This window comes from Chryseobacterium tongliaonense (assembly GCF_041224435.1).
GTDB lineage: Bacteria > Bacteroidota > Bacteroidia > Flavobacteriales > Weeksellaceae > Chryseobacterium > Chryseobacterium tongliaoense.
In genome coordinates this window covers 37871-54598 of sequence record NZ_JBGFFD010000010.1, presented here as the reverse complement: position 1 = coordinate 54598, position 16728 = coordinate 37871, and the positions used below count along the sequence as shown (strand labels likewise).

Below are 16728 nucleotides of genomic sequence, written 5' to 3'. Positions count from 1 at the left end.
ATTGTTAAACTGATACATTGTTAAATTAATAAAAAATGGAAAATAGGGTAGTAATTACCGGAATGGGAATTTATTCCTGCATCGGAACCTCTCTGGAAGAGGTAAAAGATTCCCTGTATCAAGGAAAATCCGGGATTGTTCTGGATCAGAACAGAAAAGAATTCGGTTACAGATCAGGTTTAACGGGGCGTGTGCCAAAACCTGATTTAAAAGGTCTGCTCAACAGAAGACAACGTGTAAGTATGGGTGAGGAAAGCGAATATGCTTACCTTGCTACCGTAGATGCATTGAAGCAGGCCCAGATCGGACAGGATTTTCTGGAAGCCCATGAAGTGGGTATTTTATATGGAAATGACAGTGTTTCTCAGGCGGTAGTTGAAGCAATTGACATCGCCAGAGAAAAGAAAGATACAACCTTAATGGGTTCGGGCGCGATTTTTAAATCGATGAACTCTACGGTTACCATGAACCTTTCAACCATATTCAGCCTGAAAGGGATCAATCTTACCATCAGTGCAGCATGTGCTAGCGGATCCCATTCTTTAGGATTGGCTCATATGATGATCAAGAGCGGTCTGCAGGATATGATTATCTGTGGTGGTGCTCAGGAAACCAATAAATTTTCTATGGCAAGCTTCGACGGGCTCGGCGTTTTTTCAGTAAGAGAAGACCAACCTGAAAAAGCTTCGAGGCCATTTGACTCCGGAAGAGACGGTTTGATCCCAAGTGGGGGAGCAGCAACCTTAATCGTTGAAAGCCTGGAATCTGCACAAAGAAGAGGAGCACCAATTTTAGCGGAAATTATTGGCTACGGCTTTTCTTCCAACGGCGGGCATATTTCCACACCGAATGTTGACGGGCCGGCTTTAGCGATGGACAGAGCTTTGAAACAATCCGGCTTAACCGCAAAAGATGTAGATTATATTAATGCCCATGCGACTTCCACACCGATTGGTGATGCGAATGAAGCCAAAGCTATTTTTGAAATCTTTGGCAGTGAAATTCCGGTGAGTTCTACGAAATCAATGACAGGGCATGAATGCTGGATGGCAGGAGCAAGTGAAGTGATTTACTCTATTCTGATGATGCAAAACGATTTTGTAGCCCCGAATATCAACCTGGAAAATCCTGACGATGAGGCGAAAAGGATAAATTTGGTCGCCGAAACAAAAAGTCAAAAAATTGACGTATTTTTGTCGAATTCTTTCGGATTTGGGGGTACCAATTCCGCATTAATTGTTAAAAAGTTTGATTAAAAACATGGAAAGAGAAAAAATTGTTGCCATTGTTAATGATTTTTTAGTTAACGAATTTGAAGTGGATGGTGATGAAATAAGCAATGAAGCCAACCTTAAAACCACTTTAGGATTAGATAGCCTGGATTATATTGACATGGTTGTAATTATTGAATCTAATTTCGGCGTGAAATTAGGAGAAGCTGATTTTAAAAAAATGATCACATTTGATGATTTTTACACAACGATTGAAAATAAAATTGCTAACAAAAACGCATAATTATTGATTAAAACTTTATTCTTTTAATAATGTAACAATAGAACAATGTACCAGTGTAACAATGAATTTAAATTATTGTTGCACTGGTACACTGATAAATTGGTAAACTGCAATTATGAACAAGTGGAAAGGTAAGTCTAAAGGGACCATATCAGGATATAAAATATTTGTCTGGTGCATTAGAAATATCGGGATCAGAAGTTCTTACTTTGTATTGTATTTTGTAGCAAGCTATTATTTTTTATTCCTGAAAAAAAGCAATCAGTACATCTTCTATTATTTCCGCAAAAGATTAAATTATGGCTTCTGGAAAGCGAAAATTTCGGTATTCAGGAGTTATTTCGGCTTTGGAAAAGTACTGATTGATAAAACAGCAATTTCGGTAGGGCTGAGAAACCGTTTTACCTATGAATTCGATGGGGTTGAAAATCTGAAAAACCTGTTGGCAGAAAAGAAAGGCGGTGTCTTAATCAGTGCCCATATCGGAAACTTTGAAATTGCAGAACATTTTTTTGCCGATATCGATTTCGACTGTCAGATCAATCTGGTAACAACAGACCAGGAAGTCACCGTAATTAAAGAATACCTTGACAGTGTCGCTGTTAAAAAAAGTAATATCAAATTCATCTACGTAAAAGAAGATATGTCGCATATTTTCGATATTAATAAAGCTTTATCCGATAACGAGCTGATCTGCTTTACCGGTGACCGCTATTTTGAAGGCTCAAAATATCTGGAAACAGAGCTGTTGGGAAAAAATGCCAAATTTCCTGCAGGCCCTTTCCTTATTGCTTCCAGGCTTGGTGTTCCTGTAGTATATGTTTACGTAATGAAAGAAAACAACCTTCATTATCATTTATACGCAAGAGTTGCCCAAAACGTAAAAAAACGTGATGCACAGGGACTTCTTAATTCTTATGTACAGAACCTGGAATCCATGCTGAAAAAATATCCCCTTCAATGGTTCAATTATTTCGATTTTTGGGACGATATTGATTAATTTTTCTAATTTTACCCCGAAAACAAATAACAAACTCAAACCATCAAGATGTATCAAAGTTAAGATCATTAGATTTTATTTTGCTAAATGGCGTGTCTTTACACATAAAAACATTTGGTATTTGAAAAATCTTTGCTGCTTTTGCTTTAAAATTATATCTTAATCTCTAATATCTATTTCTCCTTTGAAAAAAGAATACGACATACTTGTAATCGGCAGCGGATTGGGAGGCCTTGTTTCAGCTCTGATTTTGGCTAAGGAAGGCTTAAAAGTATGCGTTCTGGAGAAAAATAATCAGTATGGTGGCAATTTACAGACCTTTTCACGGGATAAACTGATTTTTGATACCGGAGTTCATTATCTCGGCGGACTTTCAAAAGGCCAGAACCTGCATCAGTATTTTTCTTACCTGGAAATCATGGATGACCTGGAAATTGAGAAAATGGATGAAAGCGGCTTTGACAGAATTTCGTTTGATGAAGATGAAACGGAATATCCTCACGCCCAGGGTTATGAAAATTTTGTTTCACAGCTTACCCGGTTTTTTCCTGCTGAAAAAGACAATCTGGAACGGTATTGTGAAGAAATCCAATACGTATGCAGCCAGTTTCCGAGATACAACCTGATTGGAAAGGATAATTATAACGAAGAAATTTTACACCTCAATACCAGAAGATTTATAGAATCCGTTACTTCAGATAAAAAATTGCAGTCGGTTTTATTAGGCTCGAACTTTTTGTATGGCGGAGATTCTGAAAATATTCCTTTTTATGTGCATGCACTGACGGTGAATTCCTATATTCAGAGTGCGTATAAATGTGTAAAAGGTGGAAGTCAGATTTCAAAACTGCTGATCCGGAAATTAAGGGAATACGGAGCAGATGTGCACAAGCATTCCGAGGTTTCCGAAATGATTTTTAATGAAAATGAAATACTCACATCCGTTAAAACAAAATCCGGGAAAGAATACGCTGCAAAGCAATTTATTTCCAATATTGAGATTCGTTCCGTCGTTCAGCTGATAGGAGAAGAGAGACTGAAAAAATCTTTTCTCAACAGGGTTTTGAGCTGGGAACCTGTTTCATCCTGTTTTAGTGTTTATCTGGTTTTAAAACCGGGTAGCATCGTGGGATTCAATTATAATATCTATCATTATTCATCTGAAAACCTGGTATGGAATGCTCACCGTTATCAGAAAGAAAACTGGCCGGAAACATATATGCTTTCTTCTGCTCCTTCAAAACATCATCCCGGATTCGCAGAAAGCCTGACCGCGATTTCTTATATGGATTTTGATGAGGTTAATACCTGGAAAGACACGGTGAATACTGTTGCTGATGAGCATGAAAGAGGGAAGGAATATGAAAGGTTTAAACAGGAAAAAGCGGATAAAATGATTGATGCTTTAGAAAAGAAAATTCCGGATCTAAGAAAATCGATCAGGAGCGTATATACCTCTTCACCATTATCTTACCGTGATTATATCGGAAGCTTTGAAGGAAATATGTACGGTTACAACAAGAGCTCTGAAAATCCTTTGAAAACAATGGTTTCTCCAAAAACTAAAATCAATAATCTGTTTCTGACAGGACAATCAGTTAATATGCATGGAATTCTGGGCTGCACTATCGGTGCCTTCAGTACATGTGCGGAGATTTTGGGAAAAGAGCTGATCAATGAGCGTCTGGCAGAAATGATTAAAAAGAACAATGAAGAAAAATAGAAACCCTTTTGCCATTCAAAATGAAGCAAAACATAGCAGAGAATCCCGATTATTAAAAAAAGATTTGTTTTTCTGTCTGAAAAACAGGGGATTCGCCTTGATTTTCTTCAGCCTTTTTCTCATTCTTAGCCTTATATCTTGTGGAGTCAGAAAATCCATTCATCATATCCCGGATGTAAAACAATATTCTTTAGAGATCCCAAAAGTTAATACGATCAATGATTCAACCTTTACTTATAAACAAAATTATTTAACCAAAAATAAGCAGAAGCTCTGGGAGCTTTACATTAAAGGAAACCCGCTTCAGTTAGGATATAACAACGGCGCACTTACACAGGATTTAATGCAGAAACAGGAAGAAATTTTCTTTTCCAAAGTGGAAGGCTTTGTTCCGTCAAAGTTTAAGCAAAAACTATTGCGTGGATTTTTGAAATGGTATAACCGGAAAATGTATCTCAATATAAGAGAAGATTACCAGGCTGAATTATATGGCCTGTCACAATATTCATCGGATAAATATAATTTCATCGCCCCGAAATATTTAAGAAGTTTATATCTGCACGGGGCTCATGATATCGGTCACGCGATGCAGGATCTTGCGATGGTAGGATGTACCTCATTGGCAGTCTGGAGTGAAAATACGGAAGACGGGGATTTATTGATCGGGAGAAATTTTGATTTTTATGTAGGAGATGAGTTTGCAAAAAATAAGTTGGTTGAATTTATAGAACCGGAGCAGGGAATTCCTTACATGTCGGTGAGTTGGCCGGGAATGATAGGGGTGGTTTCGGGGATGAACAAAGAAGGAATCACAGTAACCATCAATGCCGGGAAATCTAAAATCCCATTGACTGCAAAAACGCCGATTTCTCTGGTAACAAGGGAAATCCTGCAATACGCGAAAAACATTGATGAGGCCATTGCCATCGCAAAAAAACGGAAAGTTTTTGTTTCGGAATCGATTCTGGTGGGAAGTGCCAATGATAAGAATGCTGTTATTATTGAAGTTTCTCCAAAGAATTTCGGAGTTTATAAAGTACAGAATTCAAGCCGGGTTTTTTGTACTAATCATTTTCAGTCGGAGGCTTATAAAGATGATAAAAAAAACCAGAAACATATTCTGGAAAGCCACTCTGAATACCGTTACGAAAAACTTCAGGAGCTTTTGGAAACAAATAAAAAACTGAATCCTGAAAAAATGGCAGTCGTTTTAAGAGACCGGTCAGGGTTGAAGGGCAAAAAAATAGGCAATGGAAATGAGAAAGCGATCAATCAGCTTTTAGCGCATCACGCGGTCATCTTCTCACCTGAAAAAAGACTGGTCTGGGTATCTTCCAATCCTTATCAGCTCGGTGAATTCGTATGCTATGATTTAAATAAAATTTTCTCTGACCAGCGATTGAAAACCGGTGAACTGGCCACATCACCGCTGAATATTGCCAAAGATCCTTTCGTAAACTCTGAAGAATTTGAAAATTACGAGCAGTATAAAACGATGAGCTCAGAAATAAATGAAGCCATTGACAATGTAAAAGGGATGGCCTTTACGGATGATTTTATACCTTATTACCAGTCCCTGAATCCTGATTTCTGGTTGGTATATTATCAGGCCGGAAAATATTATTTCAGCAGAAAAGAATATCAGAAGGCCGAAGCAGAGTTTAAAAAAGCTCTGACTAAAGAAATTACAACGGTTCCTGATCAGAAGGCCGTTGAGAAGTATCTGAAAAAAACACAGAAACATATAGATTAATAAGGCGTCCTGCCTTTTTTTTATTTTGACTCTGAAAATTTTTATTCCTGATAATAAACCTGAAAATTGCTATTTTGATGATCAATTTTCAGGTGATTTTAATTTGTGGTTTTTGAATGGTTTCTCGTGTTTGTTTATTGCATTTACATTGATATGTTTTATTTGTTTTTGTATTTTTAATGATTTAATCTATTCTTTGTTAAAATATTTTGTCAGGTATTGAATAATTATTTATATTCGTTCCGCTAATACCATTGAATGATAAAAATCTATTTTTTAACTGCTTTATGTTTTTTATTACTGTTTTCCTGTAAAGATGACGAGAAAATAGAAGGTGTAAAAGTTGAAAGTTCTTTCGTTAATTTTGACATTAACGCTGTTCCTTACGCTAAATTATCCACGTATTCTTTTTTTACGGGAGAATTAAAAAACTTAAATCCATCAAGCAAAGTGATTCCCTATGAACCTGCAAGTTCATTATTTACAGATTACGCTTCTAAAAAAAGGTTTGTCTGGATGCCGGAAGGTACCAAGGCAACTTACGATGCAGATGATAAAACATTGAATTTTCCTGTCGGGACTGTTTTAATAAAAAGCTTTTATTATACAACCATACAGCCGAATAATACCACTAAAATTATTGAAACCCGGCTGATGATCAGAAAATCCAGCGGATGGGTATTTGCAGAATACCTGTGGAATGACGATCAGACGGAAGCAAACCTGATAACGGGAGCTGATTTCACAAGTGGAAGTTCCAAGAATATTACTTTCAAAAAAGACAATAATAATGTGATTACAACAGATTACAGGATACCATCAGAATCAGAATGCTTTGCCTGCCATAAACTGGATAATAAACCTGTACCCATCGGTGTAAAACCTCAAAACCTGAATACGGGTTATGCTTATTCGGGAGGAATCAAAAATCAGCTGCAAAAATTAGTGGATGAAGGTTATCTGGTAAGCTATCCTTCCAATATAGTTTCCACTGTAAACTATAAAGATACGAGCAAACCTGTAGACATCAGATTGCGATCTTATCTGGATATCAACTGTGCCCATTGTCATCAGCAAAATGCACGCTGCGATTACCGGGCAATAAGATTAAGCTTTAGCCAGACGACGAGTCTTAGCAATATGGGAGTTTGCGTTAATGCAGATGAGCCTATCGATCAATCATTAGAAAAAATTATAACCCCGGGAAACCATAATAAATCCGTCATGAACTTCAGGCTTAATTCCGTAGATGAAAGCAACAGAATGCCTTTATTGGGAAGAACAGTCGTGCATGATGAAGGAGTTGCCCTGCTGCAACAATGGATTAATTCTCTGAATCAGTCCTGTCCGTAAATTTATATAATCAAATTGAAGAAAACATGAGAAAAAATTTATCCTTTTTTGTTGTATTGTTTAATATGACATGGGGATTTGCCCAATTGACGTGTGCTTCTGCTATAGATCTCACACAAGGACCTCATACCGCGCCGCCGGTTACGGGTACTGCACCCACTGCGACATGTGGTTTAGGAACTGCCGGCTCAGCCGGATTATGGTACAAATATACCGCTGTTCAAAACGCAAATATTACCATTTCCACGGTTGTCGGAGGACAAAACGTTGATACACGTGTCATGGTATACAAAGGAACCTGTGGCGCATTAAACTGTCTTGCTTCCAATGATGATTTTTCGGGAACTTCCGCACTGGTTACCTTTGCAGGAACCGCCGGAACTACTTATTACATAGCCTTTGACAACAGATGGTCAAGTTCAGGGTTTAATTTTACAGTGACTGAAACGGTAGCTGCACCCGACAGGCTTTCGTTTACTCCAACACCGGTTGCTGCGGCCGGAAATATGAATCATTGTGTGGTAGATATGAACGGGGATTATCTGGATGATATCGTCTCTGTAGTAAGTGCGACGCAGATCGTTATTTCATATCAACAGTCAGGGGGCGGATTTAATAATGTGACCTATACAGTACCCAATACGGTAATAACACCAAGCTGGAGCATTGCGGCCGGGGATTACGATAATAACGGCTTTAATGACCTTATCTACGGCTCAAGCAGTGGAGTGACTTTTGTAAAAGCCAATGCCAACGGAACAGGTTTTACATCCGACAGAAAACCCCAGTCATACCTTACCCAGCGTACCAATTTTATCGATATTAATAATGACGGAAAGCTGGATGCTTTTGTGTGTGATGACAATGCTCCAAACAGATTTTACATCAATGACGGAACCAATATGAACCATAACCAGGGCGGATTGGGAGATTTCCCTTCCGGAGGAAATTACGGCTCGATCTGGATGGATTATGATAACGACGGAGACCTGGATATGTTTATTTCCAAGTGTAGCGGCGGAGGTTCTGGGCCAGGAGGAAATATTGATGAGCTCCACCGGAATAATGGTAACGGAACTTTTACCAATGTAGCTTCTACAACCAATATGGCAAACCCGGTTCAGACATGGTCTGCTGCATGGGGGGATTTTAACAACGACGGCTGGATGGATGCCGTAGTTGGAATCAATTCTGTTTCTAACGGATTGAGCAAGGTAATGAAAAACAACGGCGACGGAACTTTCACCGATGTGAGCACAGGTTCGGGGTATGATACAACGAATAGCTTAAGCAGGGAATACGTGGCTTACGACTTTGATAATGACGGATTCCTTGATGTATTGGGAGCCGGAAATACAATTATGTTTGGTGACGGAACCTTTAAATTCACACCGAATGCCAATACCTATACTTTGCATTTCAACAACAGACCGATCGGGGATCTGAATAATGATGGTTTCCTGGATATTCAGAATGGAAATACCGTCCTGATGAATAACGGGAATACCAATAAATGGCTGAAAGTAACCCTGCAGGGAACCCAGAGCAACAGAAACGGAATCGGGGCAAGAGTGGAAATCTACGGGCCTTGGGGCAAGCAGATCCGTGATGTACAGAGTGGTGTGGGATTCAGAAATATGAATACGCTAAATGCCCATTTCGGAATAGGACAGGCTACAGAAATCACCAAAGTCATTGTAAAATGGCCTTCCGGAGTGGTGGATGTTATTAATAATGTAACCCCGAATACAACGGTATTTGTTTTGGAAGGTTCAACATTGGGAGTACATGATGTTCAAACCCCTAAAGAATTATTTACGATCTATCCGAATCCGGTGAATGACGTAATCAATTTTAAGCCGATTCAGGATTTTATACCTGTTGATGCAAAACTGTACGAAACAAGCGGAAGACTGGCATTACAGGCTAAAGTTGAGAGAAATTCAATTTCTGTTAAATCATTAAATTCCGGAATATATGTTTTGGTGGTAACCGATAAAAACGGAAAAATATATTCTCAGAAAATAACTAAAAAATAAAGTCTATAACCTATTGATATTACCATTGCTGCAAAGTCGAAAGGCTTTGCAGTTTTTTTGTTTTCTTAAGATAAAGATTAATTATTCTCAGGGTTAAACTTGCTCAGAAAAAGAAAAGCAGCCACCCCTGAAAGGACAGACATAGCACTGGCCAGAATAGCACTTCCGATAACATACTGAAGAAGATTGTTTTTAATCAGTTCAAAGTTCAGTTCCTGACTGAGAATATCACTGTTTCCATGCACGAAAGGTGCTCCCAGAAACAATGCCGCAGCAATGATAAAAGGAATAAAGGGTGGTAAACTCACATTGGAAGCAACAAAGGCCAATACCTTATTCAGTTTGAAAAGAACAGCCAGCGAAATCACCAGTAAGGTATGGAACCCCCAAAACGGAGACAGGCCGATAAAAACTCCTAAAGCAATAGAGAAAGCTTTCGTGCGGTTGCTCCCGTCACTTTCCAGAACATCTTCCTTTAAAAATCTCTTAAAGCTTTTTTTTTTGAAATTATTCACAAAATTTCTCGGAATAATATAAAACAAAGTGATCGTAACCAAAATCGTATTCAGAATGCTGATTCTTGTAAAATCTTTAAATGGCCTGAAGTGGGAAACCCTTTCAGAAGGGTCATATAAAACTTTTACCGGAACATTTTTCACCGGGATATGCCTCCATGCTGATCTTACAATTATCTCGATCTCAAATTCAAATTTCGGGGTAAAATATTTTTTAGGAATTCTAAGTAAAGGATAAAGACGATATCCGGATTGAGTATCTTCCAGCTTAATCCCGGTTTCAAACCAGAACCAGAAGTTGGAAAAACGGTTTCCGAAACTGCTTTTTTTAGGAATCCCATCCTGGGACATATTACGGTTTCCGATCAGTAAAACATCTTCCTTTTCCTGCAGTAATGCTTCTACAAAAACAGGAATGTCATCCGGATAATGCTGACCGTCCGAATCAATCGTGACAGCAAAATGATAACCCAGTTCTTTTGCCTTTCTGAACCCGGTTTTAAGACCGTTTCCTTTTCCTTTGTTTTCAGGTAAATTGATTACCGTAATTCCAGTATATTCATTTAAAATCTGAAGAGTCGAATCTGTAGAACCATCGTTTACCACAATAATGCCTGAGGTATAATCCAGAACACCATCAATTACCCTTTTCAGGGTTTTTTCGTTATTGTAGGTAGGTATTAGAATGCAGATTTTCTTTTCGATTATTGCATTCTGTACTTCAGGAAGAGTCATTGTTTTATTTTAATGAAGCTTTATCTGTTACCGTAAAGGTCTTGGACTGTGCCGCAAATTTTTTGATATAATTTTTTAAGGCAGTACTTTGCTTGCTGTAATTGTTAAGGATAAATGCCTTATCCTCTTTTAAACCACCTCTGTATCCTACAATTTTGGGGATATTTTCCTGAACACTTAATCTGATCACCCTCAGTTCTATATTATTAGGATTGCTTTTGACCAGGTTTTCAAGAGTAGTGGCACCGGTTTTTACAAAAGATTTCCGCTTGCCTTTTTCGGTCGTGATCTTAGCTTCCATGATCTGGGCAGCTGCTTTATAACCGGTTGTCACAGCATCAGATCCAGATTGTTTTTCAGCAGTACTGATGAAACTCCGGGTATTTTCATTAGACTGATTCGCTTTTGCATAGCTGTTTCTTAAAGTTTCCAGATCGGTCTGAAAGAAAAAAATAAAAGCAGTTAAGAATGACAGGATAAGTTTCATAATGTCAATTTTTTATAGTTCACTGACATTTTCAATGCAATAGTCTCGCCAAATGAAGTGGTGTTTTTTACCTTCACTTCATCTTCATTCTGATCAATATCCAATTGGAGTACTAAATCAGGGGTTTCAAACGGATTGATAATCGCCATAAATTTTACATTGGATGCTGACTTCAGAAATAATTTTAAACCGGTAAATTCTTCTGTAAGCTCCTTTACCATCTGCATCATACAAACTCCCGGAGTAACCGGATTTCCCGGAAAATGACCTTTAAAAATATCATGATCCTTATTCAGGGTGATATGGGCAATAAAGCTTCCGTTTTCCGTTTTATCGTGTGATTGTAAAGTGTAAAAATCCGTAAGAATAGACTGCATAATCCTATTTTTTCAAGTTAAATGTATAATAAACCCCAGCCTGAAGCAAAACATTGGTTCTGTTTTCACCATTGCTGTAAGCCACTTCTATAATTCCTTTTTTCACCCTTGCTTCAATTCCGAAATTAGGTGTAATATCATAGCCTGCACCCAGTAAAAAGCCTAAATCTACATTATTGGAAAGCTCAAAGCCTTTATTGTCAATGACGAAATCAATAGAAGGCCCTACATGGACATTGAATTTATTGAAATAAAACTTGTTAACCAGCTGAAATGACATATAAGACACCTTCGGGTCATAAGTTTCATTGCCAAGCTTTATTTTACTTCCCTGTCTTGAATAATTCAGTTCAGGCTGAAGCGCATAAAATTTTGTAAATCTGATGTTTCCAAAAACCCCGATGTAAAAATCTGCAATAAAATCTGTTTTTTCTTTCTGTAATCCGGATTCAAACGGATCATCATCGTCATCAAACCAGTTGTAAACACCTCTGTCAGATTCTGTAAATTTAGCAATATTAAGACCGGCTCTGATCCCGGGATTGAAGGTTACCTGCGCAAAAGACAGACCTGAGATGAACGTAATGAGTAAAAAGTATAGTTTTTTCATGAATAATTTTATTCGGTTTCGGTTATTTGAAATAGTTTTATATTGATTTTAAAATCTTTGTGCTGAAGATTTACACTATCCGCGAAGATATGTTTTTTTGCTTCAAAACTGAAATCGATTTTTTCCTTATTATTTTTGGTGTAAATCAGCTGATGAAGCAACCCGTTTTTCTTATTGAAGAACAGATAATATTTTCTTTTATCAATCTCTGAAAGATAAATTTTAGAATGGGTATTTTCAAAGCTTCCGGTCACAGGATATTTCTGCTTCAAAAGCTGTTGAAAATCGTTTCTTAAAAAATTGATAACGATTTTTTTATCCAGATCGGGAAGAACATAGTTAAGCTTAAAATCAGTATCGGAAATCTCAAAATCGATCAGCTTGTTTCCGAAATCAGAAGTTAATGCGACACGGTGCGTCGTATCATTCAGCTTTTTGATGATCAAAATTCCGCTTATATGATTTTTATAAATATCCATCTGGCATTTATAAACGTAATCTTCATCAGACGAAAAATAAAGGTTTTCAACGGTTTTCTCAGAGCTTGAAACTGGCGTTGCCTCCGTGAGCTGATAAGTTTTACAGGAAACCAGACTCAAAAGAAGAAAACTATAAAGAAAACTCTGAAGCAGGGATGGGCGCATTGATCTTTGTATTTTTGAAAACAATATTGGTAGTGTCTCCGGATGCCTCCGTCATATTGACTTGTGAAACCGTAGACTGGCCTTTAGGAAAACTCAGTTCGATCTGTTTGATATATTTTAATAATTGGGAAGATTTCGGGATAAACTTAGCGATGTTATAACCCGAACTTTTAAAATAAGTTACGGTAAATTCAGGATCATTAAACATTTTCCCGTTTGAGCTTCCTACAATCAGCTTATTGATCTTTTCAAATGTTTTGCTCTTGGCATCCACAGAAGATTTTTTCCCCTGATCGTTAATGAAAATCTTATTCTCTTTAAAAACAATGCTGTACTGATAAGGTTTTGTGTACCTCCAGCTTAATGTATTGGGTGATTTTAAAGACATTTTCCCGTAAGTAACAATACTTTTATCCAGAAAATCCAGTTTTTTGGTTTGGGTAAAATCACTTTGCAGGGTTTTGATCTCTTTGGTTTCCGAAGAAACTTTAGTTACAAAAGCCTTTGCTTCCGCTCCGCTCATTGCCGTATTTTGTGCAAAAAAGAAACCGGAAACCAGTAAAAATGCTCCGAGAGCTATATGTTTAATCATTTTTTCTTTAAATTTATAATTGAATCGATGGTAAAAGTCGAGTAATTTTTATCCTTCAAAAATAGCAATAAATCTACCAACACTTGGTACGTCTTTTCTGAAGTGTCATGCAGAAGAATGATGCCTCCGGGTTTTATTTTTCCGGTCACTCTTTTGTAGATCTTCTTTTCATCGTCGATTACGGTATCCAGCGAACGGATATTCCAGCCGATACTTTTTTTATCCGTTTTTCTGATGGCTTTTGCAATATTTGGATTGGTAACACCGAAAGGCGGCCTGTATAAATCAGTTTTAATATTTCCGGTTTTGAATATTATTTCGTCACATTTTTCAATTTCCGCAATCATTTTCGGAGTAGATAAAAATCCGGTATTGTTTGAATGAGAAAATGTATGGTTTCCAATGGTATGGCCTTCTTTAATGATCCTTGCAAAAGTTTCAGGGTATTTTTCAATCTGTTTTCCGATGCAGAAAAACGTTGCTTTGATCTCGTGTTCCCGAAGCAGATCTAAAAATTTCGGTGTAAATTCATTCGGGCCGTCATCAAAAGTAAGGGCGACTTCTTTAGTCTTCGTTCTTTTATGGGTAACGCTGTTGACAAAATATCCGAGTTCAATATCAAAAGACCCCCAGACCACAACAGCTGAAAAAGCCAGAAAACAAAATACATAAACCCAAAGACTCCCCTGAAACGCATAAATAAATACGTTGCAGAAAAGATAGAAGAAAATGAATGGATAATGTTTCATCTTTTTATGATTTGAATTTGAAAAAACAAAGTATAACGTAGAGTCTAATCTTAATATTCTTAACTTCTAAAGTGATTCTTAATGTTTTAAAAAGCTAACCATTAAGTTTCTTTTAAGCTATTAAGATAATTAAGGCCGTCCTCTTTTGTCAAAATACTAGACAAACTTTGGTCTGCAATTTAGCGATTTATGGAACCTGATCTTAATATTCTTAACTTCTAAAATGATTCTTAATGTTTAAAAATCTAGTCATTAATTTTTTAAGCGATTTTACAGTTTTACAAATCAGCGATTTCGCCTTTCAGCCGTTCTATTTAACTTTCCCTAACAACACCAAACTGTGATCATTTCCCAACAGGTGATTATAAAGAAGCACATTTTTAATGTTTTCTTTCTTTGTTGAATTGATCATCATGACTTCAGGAATCTGTTGACTTTTAAGGATATGACAAGCCATAAAAGTTGAAAAACCGCTTGCCGTATTAAATTCACCACTCAGATGTTTATAATACAATAAAGCTGAATCCGGAAATACATCCATTGCTTTTTTATAATAACCATCAGATTCTGAATCTCCACTGAAACCCAGAATTACGGCGTCAATATCATGGGATGTAAGATTGTTTTTCGCCAGAAAATCTTCAATAAAACTTTGAACTTTTTCTGTTTCCAATCTGTTACTGATTCGGATATCATTTAATTGGGCATAGGAATCTTCTGTTTTATTTTTTCCTAAAACGAAGAAGCTTGAGCCTTCACCCCAGATAACACCTTCTGTTTTTGAATTCAGAAAGTCACAAGGTAGATCTTCTGTTTTTTTGATGGTGTTGTTCAGCTGATAAAGCTCCATTGTTCTATCGGTCTGCTCATCGGTAGAGCCTACCAGAACATTCTCAGACTCTTCATCGTTGATCTGAAGCTTTGCATCCAGCATGGAAAATTCCAGTGAGGATGAGGTATTTACGTAAGTGAAATTATAAGCATGACATTGAAGACCTAAAGCGATCTGCCCGGCAACGGTATTATGGGTAGATTGAATAAAATAAGTCGGAGTCAGAAACTCTTCACTATTATCAATCACATTTTTTAAAAACTTTTCAGAATCTTGCGAACAGCCCATTCCGGTGCCTACGATAATCGCATCCGGCTTTTCAATTCCGGCTTCTTTTAAAGCATACTGGGACGCTACGGAGCTCATTTTTACGGTTTTAGACATTCTCCTGATCATCGCAGGCGGAATGAATTCCTTGTAATTGGGATCAATAGCTTTTATAATCGAAATCCCGTTTTGAGGTTTCAGATTCTGGAACAGATTTTCATTTAAAGTGTCCTGAGCGGAAATGCAGGATGCACTGTTGATGTAGACTGCATTCATGATTTAGAGAAAATTAATGTTGAACAATTCCCTCCAAATCCAAATGAGTTGGAAAGCACATGATGGATATTTTTCTCTTTCAGTTCTGTAACAGGTATCAGATCAAATTCTTCCATCCGGGTTTTAAAATTCAGATTCGGGAAAATGATATTATGTTGCAGGGCCAGGATTGAGTAAACAGCTTCAATTCCTGCAGCCGCAGCCAGAGTATGACCTGTAAATGCCTTTGTAGAGCTGAATTCCGGGACTTTATTTTCTCCAAAGATCCTGATCATCGCAATTCCTTCAGAAAGATCATTATTAGGAGTTGCCGTTCCGTGAACATTAATATAATCAATATCTTCTTTTTGAAGCCCGGAAATTTTTAAAGCCTGTTGCATCGCTAAGTAAGCTCCTTGCCCGTTTTCTGAGGAAGCCGTCTGATGATGGGCATCATTGGCATTTCCATATCCGGAAAGGTAACCTAAAACTTTTTTATTTTCTTTCTTTACCACCTCATCAGATTCAAGTACTAAGAAAGCGGCAGCTTCACCTAAGTTTAATCCTTTTCTGTTATTGTCAAAAGGAGTATTGTAAGAATCTGTGAGGATCATCAGGGTATTAAAGCCATTCAAAGTAAATTTTGAAAGCGAATCTGTACCACCCACGATCACACGGTCTAAAACTCCGTTTTTAATCAGTTTTGCGCCAATCATAATGGCATTGGCAGCGGATGAGCAGGCTGTGCTGATGGTAGAAACCATTCCTTTTAACCCCAGAAAATCTGCAATGGCTAAGGATGAGTTTCCGGCATCATGAGCGTCAATATATTTTTGCTTTTCAGGAAAGTCTTCGTAAGAGTAGAAATACTTTTCAGTGACATCCATTCCACCTACGCTGGTCGAGGAAATCAATCCGGTTTTGTATTCGTTGATATCCGAAATCCCGGCATTTTCCAGGGCTTCTTTTGCGGCAACCATTCCCAATAAAGTGGTTCTTGTGACATTGTTGTCTTCATCAAGCTGAAGCTGTTGTACAAGTTCTTCATTAGATTTTTTTATCTCACCTGTTTTTATTGTTCCTGCATGGCGGGTCTCAAACATCTGAATATCTGAAATACCGTGTTTGCCGGATTTAAGCGAAATAAAATTTTCCTCCACATTGTTTCCAATGGAAGAAATGATGCCCATTCCTGTTATGGCAATTTTTTGACCCATTTTATTTTATAATGTAACGATGCAGTAATCTGACAGTTTACCAATTGCCAGACTGTTAGATTACT

At 37.4% G+C, this 16728-nt stretch carries 16 protein-coding genes; 7 read left to right on the top strand and 9 right to left on the bottom strand.

The window, feature by feature from the left end; translation table 11 throughout:
- The first annotated feature begins 35 nt into the window (after positions 1 to 35).
- The 7 genes from AB8P06_RS18020 (at position 36) to AB8P06_RS17990 (ending at position 9383) form a co-directional block, all read left to right on the top strand.
- Positions 36 to 1256, top strand: a complete 1221-nt coding sequence (locus AB8P06_RS18020; protein WP_369843626.1) for a beta-ketoacyl-[acyl-carrier-protein] synthase family protein — start codon at positions 36 to 38, stop codon at positions 1254 to 1256.
- A 4-nt stretch (positions 1257 to 1260) separates the two neighbouring features.
- The gene (locus AB8P06_RS18015) at positions 1261 to 1515 is read left to right on the top strand and encodes an acyl carrier protein (protein ID WP_007844066.1); all 255 of its coding nucleotides are present in this window, start codon (positions 1261 to 1263) and stop codon (positions 1513 to 1515) included.
- A 115-nt stretch (positions 1516 to 1630) separates the two neighbouring features.
- Complete coding sequence (locus tag AB8P06_RS18010) at positions 1631 to 2515, top strand: lysophospholipid acyltransferase family protein (RefSeq protein WP_369843625.1); 885 nt, start codon at positions 1631 to 1633, stop codon at positions 2513 to 2515.
- Between the two features lie 184 nt (positions 2516 to 2699).
- Complete coding sequence (locus AB8P06_RS18005) at positions 2700 to 4238, top strand: phytoene desaturase family protein (protein WP_369843624.1); 1539 nt, start codon at positions 2700 to 2702, stop codon at positions 4236 to 4238.
- On the top strand, positions 4225 to 5991 hold the full coding sequence (locus AB8P06_RS18000) for a C45 family autoproteolytic acyltransferase/hydrolase (RefSeq protein ID WP_369843623.1): 1767 nt from the start codon (positions 4225 to 4227) through the stop codon (positions 5989 to 5991). Before AB8P06_RS18005 ends, AB8P06_RS18000 begins: the two co-directional genes overlap by 14 nt.
- 258 nt (positions 5992 to 6249) lie before the next feature.
- Entirely contained in the window at positions 6250 to 7344 is a 1095-nt protein-coding gene (locus tag AB8P06_RS17995; protein ID WP_369843622.1) for a hypothetical protein, read from the top strand.
- A 26-nt stretch (positions 7345 to 7370) separates the two neighbouring features.
- Positions 7371 to 9383 carry an FG-GAP-like repeat-containing protein gene (locus AB8P06_RS17990; RefSeq protein ID WP_369843621.1) on the top strand — a complete coding sequence of 671 codons (2013 nt, stop codon included), beginning with the start codon at positions 7371 to 7373 and terminating at the stop codon, positions 9381 to 9383.
- Positions 9384 to 9460: 77 nt separating this feature from the next.
- Here AB8P06_RS17990 and AB8P06_RS17985 read toward each other — a convergent pair whose 3' ends face one another.
- From AB8P06_RS17985 to AB8P06_RS17945, 9 genes are all read right to left on the bottom strand, one after another.
- Entirely contained in the window at positions 9461 to 10633 is a 1173-nt protein-coding gene (locus tag AB8P06_RS17985; protein WP_369843620.1) for a DUF2062 domain-containing protein, read from the bottom strand.
- Between the two features lie 4 nt (positions 10634 to 10637).
- Complete coding sequence (locus AB8P06_RS17980) at positions 10638 to 11120, bottom strand: hypothetical protein (protein WP_369843619.1); 483 nt, start codon at positions 11118 to 11120, stop codon at positions 10638 to 10640.
- Positions 11117 to 11497 carry an ApeI family dehydratase gene (locus AB8P06_RS17975; protein WP_369843618.1) on the bottom strand — a complete coding sequence of 127 codons (381 nt, stop codon included), beginning with the start codon at positions 11495 to 11497 and terminating at the stop codon, positions 11117 to 11119. Before AB8P06_RS17975 ends, AB8P06_RS17980 begins: the two co-directional genes overlap by 4 nt.
- A 4-nt stretch (positions 11498 to 11501) precedes the next feature.
- A complete protein-coding gene (locus AB8P06_RS17970; protein WP_369843617.1) occupies positions 11502 to 12107 on the bottom strand; it encodes an outer membrane beta-barrel protein in 606 nt (201 codons plus the stop codon).
- A gap of 8 nt (positions 12108 to 12115) precedes the next feature.
- Complete coding sequence (gene lolB2 / locus AB8P06_RS17965) at positions 12116 to 12751, bottom strand: flexirubin biosynthesis protein LolB2 (protein WP_369843616.1); 636 nt, start codon at positions 12749 to 12751, stop codon at positions 12116 to 12118.
- On the bottom strand, positions 12717 to 13343 hold the full coding sequence (gene lolA2, locus AB8P06_RS17960) for a flexirubin biosynthesis/transport protein LolA2 (RefSeq protein ID WP_369843615.1): 627 nt from the start codon (positions 13341 to 13343) through the stop codon (positions 12717 to 12719). Before lolA2 ends, lolB2 begins: the two co-directional genes overlap by 35 nt.
- Positions 13340 to 14092, bottom strand: a complete 753-nt coding sequence (locus AB8P06_RS17955) for a polysaccharide deacetylase family protein (protein ID WP_369843614.1) — start codon at positions 14090 to 14092, stop codon at positions 13340 to 13342. The genes lolA2 and AB8P06_RS17955 overlap by 4 nt, the downstream gene beginning before the upstream one ends.
- Before the next feature lie 310 nt (positions 14093 to 14402).
- Positions 14403 to 15467: a beta-ketoacyl synthase N-terminal-like domain-containing protein gene (locus AB8P06_RS17950; protein ID WP_369843613.1), complete on the bottom strand. Its 1065-nt coding sequence runs from the start codon at positions 15465 to 15467 to the stop codon at positions 14403 to 14405.
- Positions 15464 to 16663: a beta-ketoacyl-[acyl-carrier-protein] synthase family protein gene (locus AB8P06_RS17945; protein ID WP_369843612.1), complete on the bottom strand. Its 1200-nt coding sequence runs from the start codon at positions 16661 to 16663 to the stop codon at positions 15464 to 15466. Before AB8P06_RS17945 ends, AB8P06_RS17950 begins: the two co-directional genes overlap by 4 nt.
- Positions 16664 to 16728: the final 65 nt, after the last annotated feature.